We start from the raw sequence: 18,955 nt of genomic DNA on the forward strand, positions 1-18,955 counted from the left end.
ATTTGTTAAAATGTAGCCTGTAATGAACATGTTAAACTGCGGGCAAACGGATAATCGATACCCCGCTCCACGCCCGCGCTTGCCGAACGGAAAATATCATTGGCCGTGAACGCTATCCTGAGCAGTTGCAGCCCGAGTCTTTTAGTCACTGCACGGTTCAAATCGTATGATAAATAAACCGACTTAAGCTCAACCAGGTTATCCTTTTGTACAAAGCGCGATGTGGCGTAAGTAGTGCCCAAATCGGCTATATTTTTGTAAAAGGAGATATCGCCAGGCTTTTTCCAGCGCTCTTCAAGGGCACGGCTGTCAACGTTAAACCGCGGATCGGCATTCTCTACCCTATCAACTAAAGTTTGGTTATACAACTGGCCACCAAACTGGTAGTGAAAATTAAAACTTAACAAAAACTGCTTGTAGGTAACATTGCCGCCAAAGTAACCTTCGGCCTTTGGTGTTATATCGCCCACGGGCTGGGTATCTTTTACATCGTAAACGTAAGTGAGCGTGCCATCCCTTTTAACGTAGATCTCCTTTCCTGTTTCCGGGTCAATCCCCATTGACTTTACGGCCCAGATAGTGTTTAATGATAAACCTTCCCGGTACCTGAGCAAAGGTGTACCCTGCAGGTTATTTTTGGTGTTGGCCTGCATGGTATCGACCATGTTGTTGTATGACTTTAAAGCATTGGAGATTTTAACAATTGTGTTTTTATTATGCGCCAGGTTGGCAGTAAGGTTAACATTAATATCCTTTGCCCGGTAAGCATTTACAGTTACGGCAAGCTCATAACCTTTATTGGTCATATCGCCCAGGTTGGCTTTGTAAGTTGTAAAACCGGTTGATGGGGCTATGTTAATATCATTAACCAGGCCATGTGTAAGCTTATAATAGTAATGCGGAATAAGGGTAACCTTGTCATTAAACAAACCCAGATCAAGCCCTACATCATAGTTATCGGTTTTTTGCCATTTCAAGCTTTCGTTACCATAATTATTTACGGTAGCACCTATGCCTGTTGAGTACCAATTGGCACTTTGATAACTATAGGTAGTTTTTGACAGGTACGCCGGAAAATCTACCGAACCAACCATACCTGCGGTTACGGTTAATTTCATCCTGTTAATAACCGGCGAAAGGTTTTTCATAAAATTCTCGCGGTGGATGTTCCAGCCCAAACCGCCCGAATAAAACGGCGCATACCTGCTATTTGAACCAAAAGCCGATGAACCATCAAGGCGGAATGTAGCATCAACCAGGTACCTGTTTTTGTACGAATAGTTGGTTGAGAAAAGCGTACCCACCAGCCTTGTCAGGGTAATATCCCCATTGGGGTGGCCATCGGGCTCGTAGCTGCGGGCAAAGCCTACATTGGTAAACTTATCATTTGAAAAGCCTCTTGCTACAAATGATTTAGCATCGTTTCTGTCTGATGTGATATTGGCGCCTAAAACCGCGTTAATGGCATGATCGCCCATTATTTTGTTGTAGCTAAGCCTGGCGTTACCATCAATATTGAGCATATTATTGCTGCCATAGGTGTAACTGCCACGGTTTTGAATTTCGCTGGCAGGGGTTAAATAAAATACGTTGCTATATGGCGAAATAAATTGATCGGCAGTAGCTTTATTATCAATCAGGCTAACCAGGCCTAAAAATCGTAAAGACGGCGTAATCCTCCAATCGATTGAAAGGTTATCCAAAACCTCAAGGTAAGCGTTCTTATCAAAATTACCCAGGCTGGCTTCATAAAGCGGGTTTAACACAGGTACGTTCTTAAACTGATCCTGCCCTTCGCCATGGGTGTCAACACGCCAGTTGGCAATTTCCCTGATCAGGTTACCGCTTGCATCGCTGATGGGATAATAAGGATTCATGCGTACATAGGTGCTAAAATCACCATATTTAGAGTTAGCAGCGTTAACCTGCGTAACCGTAAGCTCATTCTTAAAAAGCAAATTGCGCGTAGGGTTATAGTTAAACACCATACCACCACTGTACCGGGTACGACCCGAACCTTTCATTACCCCCGGAGTGTTCTGATAACGCAGATCAACACCATACCTGAATGTTGTATCGCCACCCTCGGCATATAAAGTATGCTTATGGCCAAAGGTGTTTTGCAGGGGCTGCGACAGCCAATAGGTATTTACACCGCTTACCACATTTTTAAGCCTACTATAATACATTTCATCAAGCTGATCTTGCGTATAGGCCGCCGAATTTCCTGTAACATATAAACCCGCCAGCTTTTCATATTCCAGCTTTTGCGATGCGTTAAGTACGTGATAATCGGTTAAATCGGGTGCGGTAACGGTTAGTTCATAGTTATAGGTAAGCTGTAATTTACCGGGCTTGGGCACTTTAGTGGTTATCACAATAACGCCGTTTGCAGCGCGCGAGCCATAAACCGCCGTAGCTGCAGCATCTTTTAAAATGGTGATACTGGCTATACGATTGATATCAAGGTCGGTTACTTTTTGCAGGGTTGCCTCAAAGCCGTCCAATATAAAAGCAGGTAAATTGTACGAGCTTGAAAGATTGTTGCGGTCAAGCACACCGCCGTTTAATGATGGTAGCGTGGTTGATCCCCTAACGTTAATTTTGGGCAACGCGTTAGGGTCCGAGCCTAAAAGATTATTTTGATCTATCCTGAAAGAGGGATCAAACGATGCCAAACTTTCAATTATATTATTAGGGTTAACGCGTTTAAGATCATCCCCCTTTATAGTGATGGCGCTACCCGTATAATTATCTCTTTTGATAACCTGGTAGCCGGTTACCACCACATCATTGATATTATTCATTTTTTGCCCAAGCTTTATTAGCATTGGTTTACCTGCAACTGCCTTAATTTCCTTTGTGTTGTAGCCTATATAGGTAAATACCAGCATATCACCTTCATCAACAGTTACTTTAAACTCACCGTTACCGTTGGTTTGCCCTAAAAAGGTTTTAGTTTTTTTAAGCGTGATGCTTACCCCCGGCAGGGTTGTTTTATTATTTGCGGAGTCGATAACTGTGCCGCTTATTTCTATCTTTTTTGCAGCTTCTGCCGGCCCCTCCTCGGGCACCTTATTCCTGATCACGATCGTTTTATTTACTATGGTATAGGTGAGTTCATAGTTTTTGAGCAGGATACCAAGAGCATCGGTTAAAGGCACATTCTTAAGCTCAACATTTTGAGTTTTGCCACCTGTATTTATTTTTTCGCTGTAAAAAAACAAATACCCGGTTTGCAGCTTTATATCCCTGAAAAGAACTTCAAGCGTGGCGTTCTTACGCGATATGGTTACCGTTTGCGAATAACTCGCAGCAGATAAGTGCAATGCGCCAATAAGCAGCAGGATAGTGGTGAGTTTCAATACTAATAAGAATTTGCACTTTACCCCCCGCATTGCGCATACGGCGTTGTAAAGAAAAGTTAATTTCATATTTTTGAATAAGATTGGGTTAATAAAATGCAGCCCAGGGCTTCGACATCTTGTGCTGCCTGACCTATTTTAAACCGGAAGCGGTGAGAGGCTTCCGGTTAATTTTTGGTCTGTTAATAGGAGATATGGCTGAGATTTATCGTAGTTGTTTATCCATCAAGCATTGTTTTAGTGATTAGCATTTAGTTTTGTTTAGTTGTTAGTATAAAGTTTAAGGTTAAATATTATTTACTGTACGATACCGTCACCGTTTTACCCTCCACCCTAAATTTCATGTTGTTAAGTTCCAGGATCTTGAAAACATCAGCCAGGTTGCTGCTTCTTGAAATTTCGCCGAAGAATTTTTCAGTCGGCATATCACCCTCATAAACCACATCGATATCATACCAGCGGCTTACCTGGCGCATTACCTCACGGATATCCTCATCTGCAAATGAGAATACGCCGTTTTTCCAGGCCACTTCCGCATCAAGATTTACTTGTTGCTTACTGATAACACCATTACCCTGACGGCTTATTACAGCCTGCTCACCGGGAACAATAAGCGTTGAGTTGGTTTCTGATATCACCTTCACCGAACCTTCCAGCAGCGTTGTTTTGACAACTGCTTCATCTGCATAAGCATTGATATTAAAATGCGTACCTAATACTTCAATAGTTTGCAATGCTGATTTTACTCTGAAAGGCATCGCTTTATTTTTAGTAACTTCAAAGTACCCTTCACCATTAAGTGTTACCACCCGCTCTGCTCCCTTAAAAACTGTTGGATAGCTTATTGAGGATGACGCGTTAAGCCATACGTTGGTACCATCGGGCAGGATCACTTTATATTGCCCCCCTTTGGGTGTGGCCACTGTATTTTGAACTGCCTGATCCTGTCCTGTCGCGTCGGCCTGATAAACTATCTGCCCGTCTGCAGTTTTGGTAATTTTCACACCAGCCTGTTTAGCTATCTGCCCCTTAGCGGCATCATCAAGCGATATGGTTGTGCCGTTAGCCAAAGTAAGCGTAGCCTTGTTTGTTCCCGGCACTATTCCCTTATAGTTATCTGCTGTGAAATTATTGGCCGTATGATTACCACGAATCAAAAAGTAAGCGCCAACCGAAATAAACAACATAATTGATGCCGCCACAGCGTACCTGATCCAGCCAGATCTTGAAGGCATGGTAATCGGCTTTTTTTCGAATTGCGCTATCCGCTCGTCAACGTTAGCTTTAATGGCATGTTTCAGATATAGATAGTCGGCCTCATTCTCGTCGGTAATCAGATCATCATTTAAATCAAACAGGTTATAATACGACTCCAGGAATTTAATTTCTTCCTGGGTAGCCTCACCAAGCCTGTATTTTGTTAGTATTTGTATAAAATATTGTTTGTTCGCCTCGTCCATTTACATCCTTTATATATACATGAGTCGGCAAAATGAAAATAGCCCATGTTAATTGAAAATATTTTTAATGTTTTATTTAAAAATAGCACATATTACCAATCAAACTGATAAAATTAAACCAACAAAGCTGCATTATTAATAAAAAAACAACATCAACTTTAGAGAAAAAACGTTTTATCAGCCCTTTTGATAAAAATAAAGCAACACATAAAATAAAAAAAGCGACTTGCGAAGCGTGGCAAGGGCCTTTCCCATTTGGTTACGGACTGTTTTTGGTGAGATTTGCAGCTGATCTGCAATTTGCTGGCTTGAGAGGCCTTCATTAAAGCGCAAATTGAATATAACACGCTGTTGGGGTGGCAAAGTATCTACAAGCTCGTTAAAAGCTTTTAAAAACTCATCATGGAGTACATTGGCATCGGCACGACCAAGGGGGCTTTCAATTTCCTGCACGGTATCCGGCAATGCCGCATAGCGCGATTCCTTCTCCATGTATTTGAAAACGCCGTTACGGGCGGCAACGAGCAAATAAGCCGATAGGTTTTCAATAGGCGATTTTGATCCGCGCACCCACAATTGCACAAATACATCCTGGGCAATATCCTGTGCCCGCTCAATATCATTAACCCGTTTGTATGCCGTGTTATAAACCTGTTTCCAATATTTGTTATACAACGCGTCGAAGGCAGGTTTGTAGCCTTCGCTGATAAGTTTCAGAAGTTCAGCATCGTCGGCTGATAAGTCAAGGGGGGCCATGTGTTATTTCAATTTCCTATAGCAATCAGGTTAATTACACAAACATCATGGTGGTTCAATGCTTCTTGTTTATGCGTCAAATCCAAATATAGAAATTATCTTATAAAATAGATTTTATAGATTGACATTGGTTGAAGAAATGATCTCGCTTCGCCAGGACGCTATAAAATCAGCTAATTATATCATCTACTCCCCTGCCAAAAGCCTTGTAATGTCATACAATTATAAAAGAATTAAATTAAAACATCAGATGTTTAAATAAACATCATACATTTGTACAGTTTAATAGCTTAACATGGCAGAGAAACTTAGTAATAAAATTATCCGGCTTATCAAAAACGATATTGTTGCCGGAAAATGGAACGAAGGCGATAAGATGCCTTCGGAGTTTGAATTGATGGATTTATATAATGTTGGCCGTTCAACAGTACGCGAAGCCATCAAATCACTCGCAGATGCAGGCGTGCTACGCGTACAGCAGGGATCAGGAACATTTGTAAACGCAATATCAGATTCAGACAATATTGACCAGCGATTAAAACTTGCCGCCTTTGATGAGATCAATGCAGTGCGCCAGATGCTTGAACTGGAAATTGTTACCCTTGCTTCAAAACACCGTACTGAAAATAACCTCCAGGAAATTAAACTCAGGTTGCAACAGCGTAAGGATGCGATAATGGCCGGGCAGCGCTTAGCCTGTATCGATGCCGATTTATCTTTTCACTCCGCAGTGGCAAAGGCATCATCAAACAGCGTATTGGCCGATCTGTACCATAGTTTCACGGTAATCATCCGCGATTTTTTTGAAAAACGCGAAAAACAGGGCGTAAACCATTTTGCGATGAGCCACCATTTACATGAGGCACTTTATAACGCTATAGCAAAAGGCGATGCCGAAGTCGCACGACAGATTACCACCGAAATTTTAAAAAACAATTATTAAATCATGACCATTTTAACTTTCACCATCATACTATTGGTCGGCGCCTATCTGGCCGGCCTTGTAGGTTCATTAACCGGCCTCGGCGGCGGGGTAGTTGTTATCCCTTTGTTAACCCTGGTTTTCCATGTGGATATTCGCTACGCCATTGGCGCAGCCCTGCTGGCTTCTATCGCCAACTCATCAGGCGCAGCAAGCGCGTATGTAAAGGAAGGCATCACCAATATCCGCTTAGGCATGTTCCTGGAAATTGCTACCACCGTTGGGGCAGTCATAGGCGCTTTACTTGCTGTTTACACTCCTACTAATACTATCGCAATACTTTTTGGTTGCATCCTGCTTTTTTCGGCAGCTATGACTTTGAGAAAGAAAAATCAAGTTGCGCTTACAGAAGGGAGCAAAACATCGGAATTTTTGAAGCTTAACGGCAGTTACCCAACCCCGGCAGGGCCGGTTGACTACAAACTTAAAAATGTAGGGGCCGGATTTTCTATCATGACCTTAGCCGGTATACTTTCGGGCTTGCTGGGCATAGGCTCAGGGGCACTCAAGGTACTGGCCATGGATTCAACCATGCACATACCATTTAAAGTAAGCACTACCACAAGTAATTTCATGATTGGCGTTACTGCCGCAGCCAGCGCGGTGGTTTACCTGCAACGGGGCTATATGGACCCGGCAATCGCCTTTCCGGTTGTACTGGGCGTATTAGGAGGGGCATTTACCGGAGCCAGATTACTTAAAAAACTTGATCCGAAAGTGCTGCGCTATATTTTTTGTGCAGCTATAGTTTTTGTAGCTGCCGAAATGATGTATAACGGATTTCAACACAAATTTTAATTGAAAATATATGAACGCAAATAACAATGGCAAAAACCTGAGCGACCGCGATATTGAGCTCCTTGTAGGGCGATTGCTACGTACCGGTGTAATAACTGCAAGCTGTATAGTACTGCTCGGGGGCATCTTATTCCTCATTCAGCATGGTTCGGCACCCATGCCTTCTTATCATCACTTTAACGGCGAGGACAGCAGTTTCACCACTTTTGGTGGCATTATTTCAAGCACACTGCAGTTCAATGCAAAAGGCATTGTGCAATTTGGCGTAATGGTGCTTATTGCCACGCCGGTTTTGCGGATAGCATTGTCGCTATTAGGTTTTGCATTAGAAAAAGATAAGCTTTATGTGATTATTACCACAATAGTACTTTGCGTAATGCTATTCAGTACTATAGGTGGCTTGAAATTATAAAACGGCCCAAAGCAGAGGTGATAGCTGCTTTAAAGCTCACCTCTGTCAATAAAATCAGACAACCTGCGTAAAGCTGACTCACTCTGTTCTCAAATTTTTTACCGGGTTAGTAATAGCCGCTTTGACTGATTGAAAGCTTATAGTGATCAGGGCGATGAGTATCACTAATATGGCACCTGACGCAAATAGCCACCAGTTAAGTGCTATCCGGTAGGGATAATACTGCAGCCACTTGCTTGTCGCTATCCACGCAAACGGGATGGATATAGCGAGTGCGATCAGGATAAGTTTTAAGAAACCAGCCGATAAAAGTATAACGATCCTGTCTGCCGAAGCGCCGAGTATTTTGCGTACGCCGATCTCTTTAACACGTTTTTCAACGGCTAAAACGGATAGCCCGAATAAACCAATGCACGAGATAAAAATGGTTAACGCAGCACTAAACAAAATAATGCCTTTCCACCTGGCTTCGGCGGTATAACTCTGCTGGTTCTGGTCTTGTTTAAAATTGTAACTAAACGGACTTAGCGGAAAGATCTCTTTAAATATTTTAGAAATGTGTTGCAGGCTTGCTATTTCGGTACCGGGCCTGATCCTGATGTACATCATTCCATAATTATTTGCAGGGTTAGCGGTAAAAAATTGGGGAAGGATCTTTTCTGTTAAAGGCCGGTAATGATAGTCTTTTACTACGCCTATAACCTGGTAGGTTTCGTTTTCAAAGCTTGATATTTGCTGTCCTATGGCCTGCTTCCACCCTGCCTGTTGCACAAATGCTTCGTTCACCAGTACAGAACGTGTGCGATCTGAGGAGTATTCGGCAGAAAAGTTCCGGCCTGCCAGTAATGGTATTTTAAGGAGCGGCACGTAAGCTGCATCAACCGTTTCAACAGACACATTGATCGACTGGTCGCCGTTTACTTTCACTGTGTTATTATTGTAACCGCCGTTCCGGGGTGCCACATCAATAATATCCGGATCCTTTATCAACTCCTGTCTGAACAAAGCAGCCTGATCGGCGCTTAACGGCATTTGATCAATAGTTATCAAATGACTGTCGTCGTAACCCAGCTTTTGAGTCGTCAGATAATCGAACTGGCGATAAATAGCCATAGCACCAATAATTAAAAACGATGCCAGTGCAAACTGAAAGATAACAAGTGCTTTCTGCAGGCCATTTTTTCCGGCCAGGTTAAACCGACTGTACAATGTTTCAACAGGCCGGTAGCCAGATAAAATCATTGACGGATAAGCGCCGGCCAATAAGCCGGTGACTATAAAAAGTACGATATAATCAATGATCAGTTTCGGGCTAAATAAGTAAGAAAGCGATAAGGCTTTATTGGCCAGACTGTTGAAGAAAGGCAATACGATAACGACAATTGCAAAGGCGAAGATGAAAGCGATGAAACAAAGCACAAAGGACTCGCTTAAGAATTGAAACCGCAACTGCCGGCTTGTACCCCCAATCACCTTACGGATGCCAATCTCCTTCGCCCTTTTTACAGAGCGTGCCACCGTTAGGTTAATGAAATTGATACAGGCAATCAGCAGGACAAAAACGGCTATAGCCGAAAGGATATACGAAAATTCGGGATTGCTTTTATCACTCAATATCTCATCTTCGTTGGGGATGATCTTACCGAGATGGATCCCAGTTAGCGGCTCCAGCATATACGACTGGCCAATATGCTGAACATGATATTTGTTTTTGATCTCGCTAATGGCCTTACTGGCATCTGATTCAAATACCTGGTTCATTTTATCCTGAACTGCTTTGATATTGGCACCGGGCGAAAGCACCACAAAAGTACTTAAAAAGGAGTTGAACCAATTACCGTTGTTGCTTTCATCTGCCGCCGAAACGCTCAACCGGAGCAGCACCTGGAATTTAATGGATGAATTCTCCGGGCAATTTCTGGCGACTCCGGTGATCATAAAAGGTTTAAAATCACCATCGTTTTTTACAGAGATGATCTTGCCCAGGGCATCCGCGCTGCCAAAATATTTTTTAGCGATATCTTCTGTAATTACTGCCGAATTAGGTTCAATTAATGCAGATCTGGCATCGCCGGTAAGTAGCGGAAAATTAAATACTGACAAGAAGTTTGCATCGACCAGGCAAATAGCCTGCGACCGAATGTCGGTTCCTGTTTTGATATCCGCCTGCGATGGCTGAAACCGGACGAAGCTTTGTATTTCGGGAATCTTGGCGGTAAAACGAGGTCCGGGAAAATAGCCTGTATAACTGCCATTATTAATACTTCCATCATCCCTTTTCATTTGCTTATCTATCCGGTAGATCTGGCCGGCGTTCTGATGAAAACGATCGAAGCTTACCTCGTCCTGAACATAAAGCAGGATCAGCATAGCACAGGCGAGACCAATGCTCAGCCCTGCAATGTTAATGAAAGAATATACCTTACTATGCAGCAGGTTTCTGATTGCCGTTTTGAAATAATTCCTGAACATATAATTGCGTTTTAATGTGTTACCTGTCCAAGTAGACAGTGTTTCCTGACGCAATATTACAGGCCGAATTCCTGGCGGGATAGCCAATTTATGAGTTGGCCACTCTTTTTCCAGGCTCTTTTTATATTCGGCAGGTGTTTTACCGGTCATTTCCTTGAAAACACGATTGAACGTTCTTTGAGAGTTAAACCCGGATTCATAAGCGATACCCAGCAACGTGAAATGATTATAACTCGGGTCCTGCATTTTACGGGCTATTTCCCGAACGCGGAGTTCATTAATAAAATCGTTGAAGCTCCTGTTCAATCCTGTATTGATAATGCGGGATAAATCATGTGGATGCACATTCAATTTCACGGCCAGGGAGCTCAGGGTTAATTCAGCGTCCGCATATAGACGATTGGCAACAACGGTCTCTTTCAGCCGCCTGCCCTTCTCCCTCACATCCGAACGATATGCTAAAGATGCTGCTGGTTGGCCATTACTATCTGGTTGCAATATCGTGCCGGCCGCCACACCAAACAACACATAAGTAACAGCGAAAGAGAAAAGATCATTAAAGAACCAGCACAGGCAGAGCAAAGCCAGCAGAATGTGAACTTTTTTCAGCCGCCTGAAAGTAAAACGCGGTTTATCCATCAGTACTGGCTTCAGGCGGCTATAAAAACCCTGGATCAAACGGTATGATAAATAAAGATAGCTTATGTTCGAGATCAAGGCCAGCCATGGCAATGCAATCAAACAGGCAGCCGGCAGGGGCCAGAAATGCATGCTATCCCGCCAGCGAAATTGCCTGTCGGGACCTGTTTGCCGGCGAACAAAAAAATACCATAAAGGCCCCACCAGTGGTAAGCAGAACGCTATAAGGCCTCCAACCTTTAATATAATGGCAACTATAGCCAAACTCAAAAACAGGTTTGCCCATTGGTCTCCCCGTTTTGAAAGCAGTAAAAGAACCACAAGCGGTATTCCTGAAAACAAGGTTCCGAGAGATGCCAGTTCGTAAAAGCCAATATGAAAGGTTATAAATTCCAAGTGAATAAGACCGAGACAACCATCATTCCAAAGTTACAAACAACTCACTAACAATAAATTACATTAAAAAAGCCTCAGTAAAAGCGTACCGAAAGCGGACGGTATGATGTACGGTTTCAAAAAGAACCCTCCCTGGAATTAATCTCAACTATAAGACTATACTGCTTTTGACATCGTTCAGTATCGCTTTCCTAAAAAGAGCCTATAAAATATTGAGCACATCGTCCTTTCCCATTCAACTAAAGTTTTGAAGTCGGGTCATAACGTGTTAAATTAGTTCAGTCTTTAATTCGCGTTTCCCATGTCAACTTTAACCGCAACATAAACGTAGAATCAGATTCTGAATCAATCGCCTCACAACTCTATAATTTAAATATTACAAATGAAACTAAAGCTAAATCATTTAAAGGCAGAAAAAACCTGGCATCAATTACACAAGGAATCATTAGATTTTGGTCAGCGATTAGCCGACTCAGTTGCGACAGGCATGGGTTCATGGCGCTTTATCATTATCCAGACTATTATTGTAGCCCTTTGGATGATCTTGAATGCCGTTGCATATATCTATCATTGGGACCCATATCCTTATATATTACTAAACCTTCTTTTTTCAACACAGGCGGCCTATGCTGCACCCATCATCATGATGGCACAAAACCGTCAGAACGAACGCGACAGGGCACAGGCCGACGCTGACTATAAGACAAACTGCGATGCTAAAGAAGAAATTGAGGCATTAACAAAAAAACTAAACTCCATTGAAGTTGATAAGCTGGACCGCATATTGGAACTTCTTGAAAAGATGGAAAATAAGAAGTAGTGCCCGTAACGAGCCTGCCAAAATTTTCAGCAAGGAAAGAAAAGATTTTAAGCAGACTTATGCTCTTTATTCAAACACAAGCAAATACGTCAAATTCCGTGGAATAGCCTGTTCAAGATTCCCGGAATTTCTAACCATTACCTTCTTGTATTGAAATCTTTCTGATACTCCCCTCCTTTTATTGTCCCATTTTTTCTGGGCCTAAAAACTTCCCACCAGATTGGTGAATAGACCACAAGTGTTCAGAGGATAAAATTACATCTTAAAAAAAGGATGTCATTGCGAGCGTAGCGCGACAATCTCGTAGCTATACGGGGCGAACAAACATTAGCTACGAGATTGCTTCGTCGTGCCTCCTCGCAATGACATGGCATTTTAAACCAGCTTCATTACCAACGGAAATTTAAAGCGCGAATTACAATGTTTTAACTAAAAATGTAATTCTTACATTTTATGACAGATTTTTAATGCGCTAAGAAGATTTTTTAGCGCTTTATTGAAATTTAGCAGGCCCGTTTCAATGATAAAATATCAAAAAAGACAAACATTCTGCCAATTTTGTTAACATTTTTTCAATTGTGATCGATTGTTATTGCCTGAAATAGCAAAAATTTAATATTTCATCAATATCTCTTGGTAAAACGTTTTTGTTAATTATATTTGTTAAAACCAGTTATAAAAATACGTTTACCACTTAATCGTTTAAGCCACCTGACCTGCTTTTTTCGAGATTTACGTAACAAATATATTAACCAATATCACTGACATGAAAAACCTGATTTACCTGTACCTCGTCCTTCAGAAACCAATCATCTGACAAGGCAAAAATCTCTTGCCGAGATTTTAGGCATCAAAGACTTTTATTAATTAACCTAATCACCAAAAGTGAAAAGAACGCTTAGGCATTGCCTTTTTGATGGCAAACCTGAGGGGGCATAACTATGCGCCGCTGTCGAGAGTATTCCTGCAGACTACTCCTGACTTCTTGTTCTTTTCACTTGAAAATCAACACTATGGAAAAAGAATTACACGCTACTTAATGTAAGGGCGCATGTTATCTGCATAACTCTTTTGCAGGCATAGCAACACATGGCCGTTAAATCAAAATTTTATTTCACAAACTAAAAGATCCATTCATTATGCGATACTTATGGCTGTGCTTTGTGGTTTTCGCAGCAATTACCACGAATGCACTTACGGGCTTAGCTAAGGGGAATGAGGGTAAAAAAAGCAAAGTAAAACGTCCTTTTTATGGTAAGACTTATGTCCGTCGGGATACAACGGCAAAAGACTCATTATTAAAAGATAGTATAAATATTATTATCAGGCATACCTTATATAATAAGCTTGCAGATAGTGTTACCAAAAAGCCCTATGACCTATCCAAATTCCCGGCTGTTTCCCTTCAACAACTGTTAAAAGGGCAATTTGCGGGGCTTTATGTGCAGGAACCTTCGGGCGAACCCGGCAGCGTTCAAAATATGTTTATAAGGGGTGTGCCTATGCCGCTTCTTTCGCCGAGGGATGTTTACCAATCGCAGCCACTGGTTGTGCTGGATGGTATTCCACTGGTAACAGAACACCCTTTTGCATTTGACATACAACTGTATGACTACAACAGGATGGGTACTGCCACCAACCCGTTTGCTGCTATCGATATGAATAATATCGCCTCGGTCGAGGTATTAAAAGATCTGTCGGCTACAGCAATTTATGGGCCCCGTGCGGTTAATGGCGTTATCGTGTTAACCTCTAAAACCCCGGTGGCTGCTAAAAGCATCACCTTTGATTCGTATATAGGCTTAGCGCAGCGCCCTCATGTAACTACCATAAACGGCAAGTATGAAAACGCTTTCAGACAGCGCTTTTATGACCTGTATACCACCAATGGCAGGTACTCAGATGATGAGAACTACCCTATCTACCTGAGCGACTCATTGAACAATGTTTATAGCGGAAAATCTGATTGGAGCGATCTTTACTATCGTAACGCGGTAGTTTACGGTATAAACTTTGGCATCTCCGGTGGCACTGATCGTGCTAACTTCCGTTTTTCGTTGGGGGATCTGAAGAACAATGGCATTGCTGATGGAACTGTGCTAAACCGTTATAGCGCCATGTTCAATATCAATATGAAGCCGCTCAAATGGTTGCTTTTCTCGACTATGGTAAATGCCAACCGACTGGACAGGCAACGAAACAAATATCTCCGGGACAGATTTTCCCAGATCAATTACTTCCCCGATCTCAGTGCTCCGCTGCCACCCAACAAAGAATATTATGCCGATTATCTGGCACAATACAAAAAGGGCTTTGATAACAACAAGACAAATATTGTTGATGGTTATGCCAAAATAGGCCTCGATCTTGGAAAATTTAAATTCACTACCACCTTTAATGTAGATTATAATGAAGGTTACCGTGACGTGTTTTATGCGCGTACCCTTTTGCAGGGCAACAGTTATGCTTCCAATTACTTTGGGTTTAGCCAAAGAATAATGGCAGATAACAGGGCAACTTATGATCTGACAATCAACAAGGTAAACGATTTCCATTTTGAGCTGGGGCAATCAACGCAATGGGATATTTACAAGTACAGCAATGCCTATGCGTACAAAGGCGTAAACGACTACATTAAGATAGACCTCCTGGATTCAAACCCGAAAAATCCTGACGGGTCTGACAATCCTAACTATCTTAATCCTACGGCATTTCCGCGCGAGTTAACCTTCCGTTTTCTGGATAAGATCAAGCATAACCTGGTTTCGTTTTATGCAAAAACCGACTATTCGTTCAAACAAAAATATTTCCTTTCTGCAACCGTGCGTGCCGATGGCTCATCAAACGCTCAGCCTACCAGCCGATGGTTCTATTCGCCTGTGGTATCTGCAGCCTGGAATATTAAGAAAGAGTTATTAGCCAACAACACTATCATCAACGATCTTATTTTACGTGCAAGCGCGGGCAGAATAGGCCGCCTTAACGCGTTTGATAATTACGCACAGGGGCCTCAATACACAGCTTCTGTAGGTTATACCGGTAACTTAACTGTACCCGGATATAACGCGTTTGGCGTGCTTACCCGGCCCTACTCTACCGGCTGGATTGGTTATGGTATACCATGGTCATATTCCAATCAGCTTAACATAGGAACCGATGCCGGCTTCCTTAATAACCGCCTGCACCTTTCGGTTGACTGGTACCTGAAACAGGAAAAGAATTTGCTGATAGGTATCCCGGCCTTTGCCGAGTACGGTTATAAACAGTCTATCGAGAGCGGTATGGCTGTAAATAATACCGGTGTAGATGTATCTGTATCTGCCAATATCATCCAGAATACAAAATTTGGCTGGTCTTCATCCCTAAACCTAAATCATAATATCAATAAGCTAAAAGCTTTGCCAAGAGGCTTAAACCAGATCACCATTGATAACAAGCTTTTAAAGGTTGGCAGCCCGGTTGATCAGTATTGGTTGCTGATAAACGATGGCATTTATAAATCAGAAAGTGAGATACCTGTTGTAAACGGGCAGCCGCTCAAATACAATGGCATTGCCATGCATGCCGGCGATCCAAAATGGCGGGATATCAATGGCGACAACGTAATTGATAATAATGATAAGGTATTAAAAGGCCATTCGTTACCTAAAATATCAGGTGGATACGATAACAATTTCAGGTACGGCAACTGGAATTTAAATATCAACCTGTATTTCAATCTCGGGCGCGACCTTATACACCAGGAAATGGCCAACCGGTTTGATTTTATTAACCGCGAAGGCAACAGCGATGTAAATTCTGTTAAAGAGATCACCTTTTGGGAAAAACGCGGCGACTATAGCAAATATCCCCTTTATAACCCCTGGAGTACAGTTATCCCTTACCGTGTAGATCAGGACCTGTTTCTTGAAAATGCTTCATTCCTGAAATTAAGAACAGTTTCTATCGGGTATGATCTCACCAAAGCCATGCGCTTAAAGAAAATCAAGCTAACCCGATTCTACGTGTACGCCACTGCAAATAATGTGTTCACCATAACGCCTTACACAGGCCAGGATCCCGAATTGGTGAACTATGATGGTTACGACACCGGCTATGGCCTGCCCATACCAAGAACATACACGCTGGGTGTAAAAATGGAATTATGATATGAAAAACGATCACAAAAATCATGTTGTAAAAATGAAAAAGACATTATGTATCGTCCTGATCCTGTTTACTGCAGCAATTACAAGCTGTAATAAAACACTGGATATTGATTCGACGAGGGTTGTGGGCGAAAAAAATATGTGGAATAAGCTTGAAGATGCCCGTGCAGGCTTATTAGGTGTTTATGCACTTACACGTGCCGGCTTATCCGATAACGATGGTCACTGGCTTTATGGCGATGTACGTACCGGCGAATTTATTAGTCCCAACCGTCAGGACCTGAAAGCAATTTCAACCAATCAGCTCAACGCCTCATACCCAACTGTTGATGCTTTGTCGGACTGGACAAGGTTTTACGCTATCATTAATGCTGCAAACATTTTTCTTGAGCGCATTGGTGATGTAAAAGCAGCCGATAAGCGCTATACAGAAAATTATTTGATAGTTGATGTTGCCCAGGTTCGTTTTTTAAGGGCCTTTACCTATTTCTATATGGTAAGGATCTGGGGAGATGTGCCATTCATCACTGCATCGCACGATGGTAAGTTTGAAAATCAGGCCCGCGAAAGCGGCAGCAAAATATTAGTATGGGCACAGCAGGAAATGCTTAAGGCCGCTGCAGATCTGCCGTTTGTATACAGCAATAACGATGTACAGCAGCCCGGCAATTATTATAATGAAGATGCTACCCGCTGGGGCGGAGCTTTAGCTACAAAAAACTCGGCATACGCGGTGCTGGCCCATTTAGCGGCATGGCAGGGCAACTATACCGATGTTGCTACCTACGCCAAGTTTGTTGAAGATAATTATGGCAAAAGCGGTATCAATTTTCAAAGCACAGAAGATTTGACCAAGTCAAACGGATTCTTTTTTAATAAGAACACCAGCCAGATGTTTGGCTTTAACTCTGATTGGGGGCATGTTGATGGTTCGGTAACGGGCCATCTCGAGGAGTTAACCCTGGCCGAACCTGTGGTGAATAAAAAAGTGCCTGACATTTATATGCCCAAGGATACCATCCTTAAAATATTTGATATGCCTAAAGACGAACGCTTTAGCATAGATACGCTTGGCCAGCCCCGTACCGAGCGATACTTCACCAATATTAACGGCAAGTACCCCATTTTCAGCAAAGTGAAAGTAATACTGGGGGGCGTTTCTGATCCCACATTCCGGTACTTCACCAGCGCCCTGATTTTTACAAGGATAGAAGATGTCGTATTACTCCGGGCCGAAGCGCTGGCTGTTTTAGGAGATGTGAACGGTGCAGTAAATGAAGTGTTTAATATCATGACCCGCCGGGGGATGACAGATCTTACGATAGACAGCAACCAGGATATTATCGATGTGATATTCAAAGAGCGGCACCGCGAGCTTATGGGCGAGGGACACCGCTGGTATGATCTGGTACGATACAACAAGATCAAGCAAAACAACCCGGCATTCCTCAAACTCATCAATTCAGGGGGAATTTACTGGCCTGTATCACGCAAACTCATCGCACAAAATAACCTGCTAACTCAAAACCCATTTTGGAAATAAACTGACCATATATGAAAAAGTTGATAAAATATATGAGTGCCTTAACGCCGGTGTTGATTGCAGCCCTGTTGCAAACCTCTTGCAAAAAGGATGGCGGTTATCATGACGCTACAGGCACCAACTCAAAATTTGCGGGGAATACTTATGAGTATTTGAAAAGCAAGCCCGGTGTATATGATTCATTACTGGCGGTAATAAACCGGATGGGTCTGCAACAAACGCTTATGGATAGTAACGTTACCCTTTTTGCGGTTACCAACCCAAGCTTTCAACTGGCAATCAGAAACCTGAATACACTAAGGAGACAAAGCGACAAAGACCCTTTGTTTTTGGCAAAGGTTGATGGCGTGCAGCTGGACACCATGGTTTCGTACTACATTATCAGGGGTAACCGTACTACTGATTCCCTACTGCTGCAGGACGGCCTTGACCTTTCCAGCGTACGTTTCGGATACCCTATGCATGGCAAGGTTTCCAAGATCTCGGCTTCCGGGCTTACAGGCGGTGGCCCCGATGTTATTGAATTTAGCAATACTAAACGCAGCAAGTTTATCAGAAACTGGGCAACCACTACAACAGGTTCTAATAATATCAGCACCAAAAACGGCATTGTTCATGTGCTAAGCCCCGATCACATTTTTGGTTTTGATGAATTTGTATCGCGCTTAACTTTTGTTCCGCCACCGCCCAATCTCATGACCCTGATAGGTGGTAAGCTTACCGTTTTAAGGGATAACAACGGCGGTCCGGATAATGGCGAAGGCTCTAAAAAAGTAATAGACGGCGACGACCATACTAAGTTCCTGGCCGACCTCCAGGGACGCCTGTGGATGCAGTTTGAGCTAAATGAACCCGCCGTATCAGGGGTTTACACCCTCACATCTGCCAATGACGCGCCTGAGCGCGACCCAAGGGCATGGACCTACGAAGGCTCAAATGACGGCAAAACCTGGACAGAGTTAGATAGACGGAGCAACTTCTTCTTTGAAGAACGATACCAGACCAAAGTTTTCAGATGCCCCAATACCACAGCTTATAAATTCTACAGGGTAGATATTTCTGAGCTGCGCGATGGCGGCCTTTTCCAACTGGCCGAGTGGACCATCAATAAAGTAAAGTAAGGTATGGAAGATCAAAATATCAATGCATTAAAAAAACGAAAAG

General features: G+C 42.7%; 11 protein-coding genes. 7 read left to right on the plus strand and 4 right to left on the minus strand.

The window, feature by feature from the left end; genetic code table 11:
• Positions 1-5 precede the first annotated feature (5 nt).
• The 3 genes from DEO27_RS15485 to DEO27_RS15495 all read right to left on the minus strand — a co-directional run bounded on the left by DEO27_RS15485 (position 6) and on the right by DEO27_RS15495 (position 5,581).
• On the minus strand, positions 6-3,434 hold the full coding sequence (locus DEO27_RS15485) for a SusC/RagA family TonB-linked outer membrane protein (RefSeq protein WP_112573906.1): 3,429 nt from the start codon (positions 3,432-3,434) through the stop codon (positions 6-8).
• 224 nt (positions 3,435-3,658) lie between these two features.
• Positions 3,659-4,825: a FecR family protein gene (locus DEO27_RS15490; RefSeq protein ID WP_112573907.1), complete on the minus strand. Its 1,167-nt coding sequence runs from the start codon at positions 4,823-4,825 to the stop codon at positions 3,659-3,661.
• Positions 4,826-5,002: 177 nt separating this feature from the next.
• The gene (locus DEO27_RS15495) at positions 5,003-5,581 is read right to left on the minus strand and encodes an RNA polymerase sigma factor (protein ID WP_112573908.1); all 579 of its coding nucleotides are present in this window, start codon (positions 5,579-5,581) and stop codon (positions 5,003-5,005) included.
• Positions 5,582-5,876: 295 nt separating this feature from the next.
• On the opposite strand from DEO27_RS15495, the gene DEO27_RS15500 reads away from it, so the two are divergent.
• Genes DEO27_RS15500 through DEO27_RS15510 form a run of 3 tightly spaced genes read left to right on the plus strand, consistent with a single transcriptional unit; the run spans position 5,877 to position 7,773 of the window.
• Entirely contained in the window at positions 5,877-6,524 is a 648-nt protein-coding gene (locus tag DEO27_RS15500) for a FadR/GntR family transcriptional regulator (protein WP_112573909.1), read from the plus strand.
• A gap of 3 nt (positions 6,525-6,527) precedes the next feature.
• Entirely contained in the window at positions 6,528-7,361 is an 834-nt protein-coding gene (locus DEO27_RS15505; protein WP_112573910.1) for a sulfite exporter TauE/SafE family protein, read from the plus strand.
• A 10-nt stretch (positions 7,362-7,371) separates the two neighbouring features.
• Positions 7,372-7,773 (plus strand): DUF1634 domain-containing protein, encoded by a 402-nt coding sequence (locus DEO27_RS15510; protein ID WP_112573911.1) that lies wholly within the window; start codon positions 7,372-7,374, stop codon positions 7,771-7,773.
• A gap of 78 nt (positions 7,774-7,851) precedes the next feature.
• On the opposite strand, the gene DEO27_RS15515 is transcribed toward DEO27_RS15510, so the two are convergent.
• Entirely contained in the window at positions 7,852-11,280 is a 3,429-nt protein-coding gene (locus DEO27_RS15515) for an ABC transporter permease (protein ID WP_112573912.1), read from the minus strand.
• Between the two features lie 382 nt (positions 11,281-11,662).
• Here DEO27_RS15515 and DEO27_RS15520 point away from each other — a divergent pair, with 382 nt between their 5' ends.
• The 4 genes from DEO27_RS15520 to DEO27_RS15535 all read left to right on the plus strand — a co-directional run bounded on the left by DEO27_RS15520 (position 11,663) and on the right by DEO27_RS15535 (position 18,912).
• Positions 11,663-12,100, plus strand: coding sequence for a DUF1003 domain-containing protein (locus DEO27_RS15520; RefSeq protein WP_112573913.1), 438 nt, complete (start codon positions 11,663-11,665; stop codon positions 12,098-12,100).
• Between the two features lie 1,139 nt (positions 12,101-13,239).
• Entirely contained in the window at positions 13,240-16,248 is a 3,009-nt protein-coding gene (locus DEO27_RS15525; protein ID WP_112573914.1) for a SusC/RagA family TonB-linked outer membrane protein, read from the plus strand.
• Positions 16,249-16,282: 34 nt separating this feature from the next.
• Entirely contained in the window at positions 16,283-17,791 is a 1,509-nt protein-coding gene (locus DEO27_RS15530; RefSeq protein WP_112574011.1) for a RagB/SusD family nutrient uptake outer membrane protein, read from the plus strand.
• An 11-nt stretch (positions 17,792-17,802) separates the two neighbouring features.
• Positions 17,803-18,912 (plus strand): discoidin domain-containing protein, encoded by a 1,110-nt coding sequence (locus tag DEO27_RS15535; protein WP_112573915.1) that lies wholly within the window; start codon positions 17,803-17,805, stop codon positions 18,910-18,912.
• Positions 18,913-18,955: the final 43 nt, after the last annotated feature.

Source organism: Mucilaginibacter rubeus (assembly GCF_003286415.2).
GTDB classification, from domain to species: domain Bacteria; phylum Bacteroidota; class Bacteroidia; order Sphingobacteriales; family Sphingobacteriaceae; genus Mucilaginibacter; species Mucilaginibacter rubeus_A.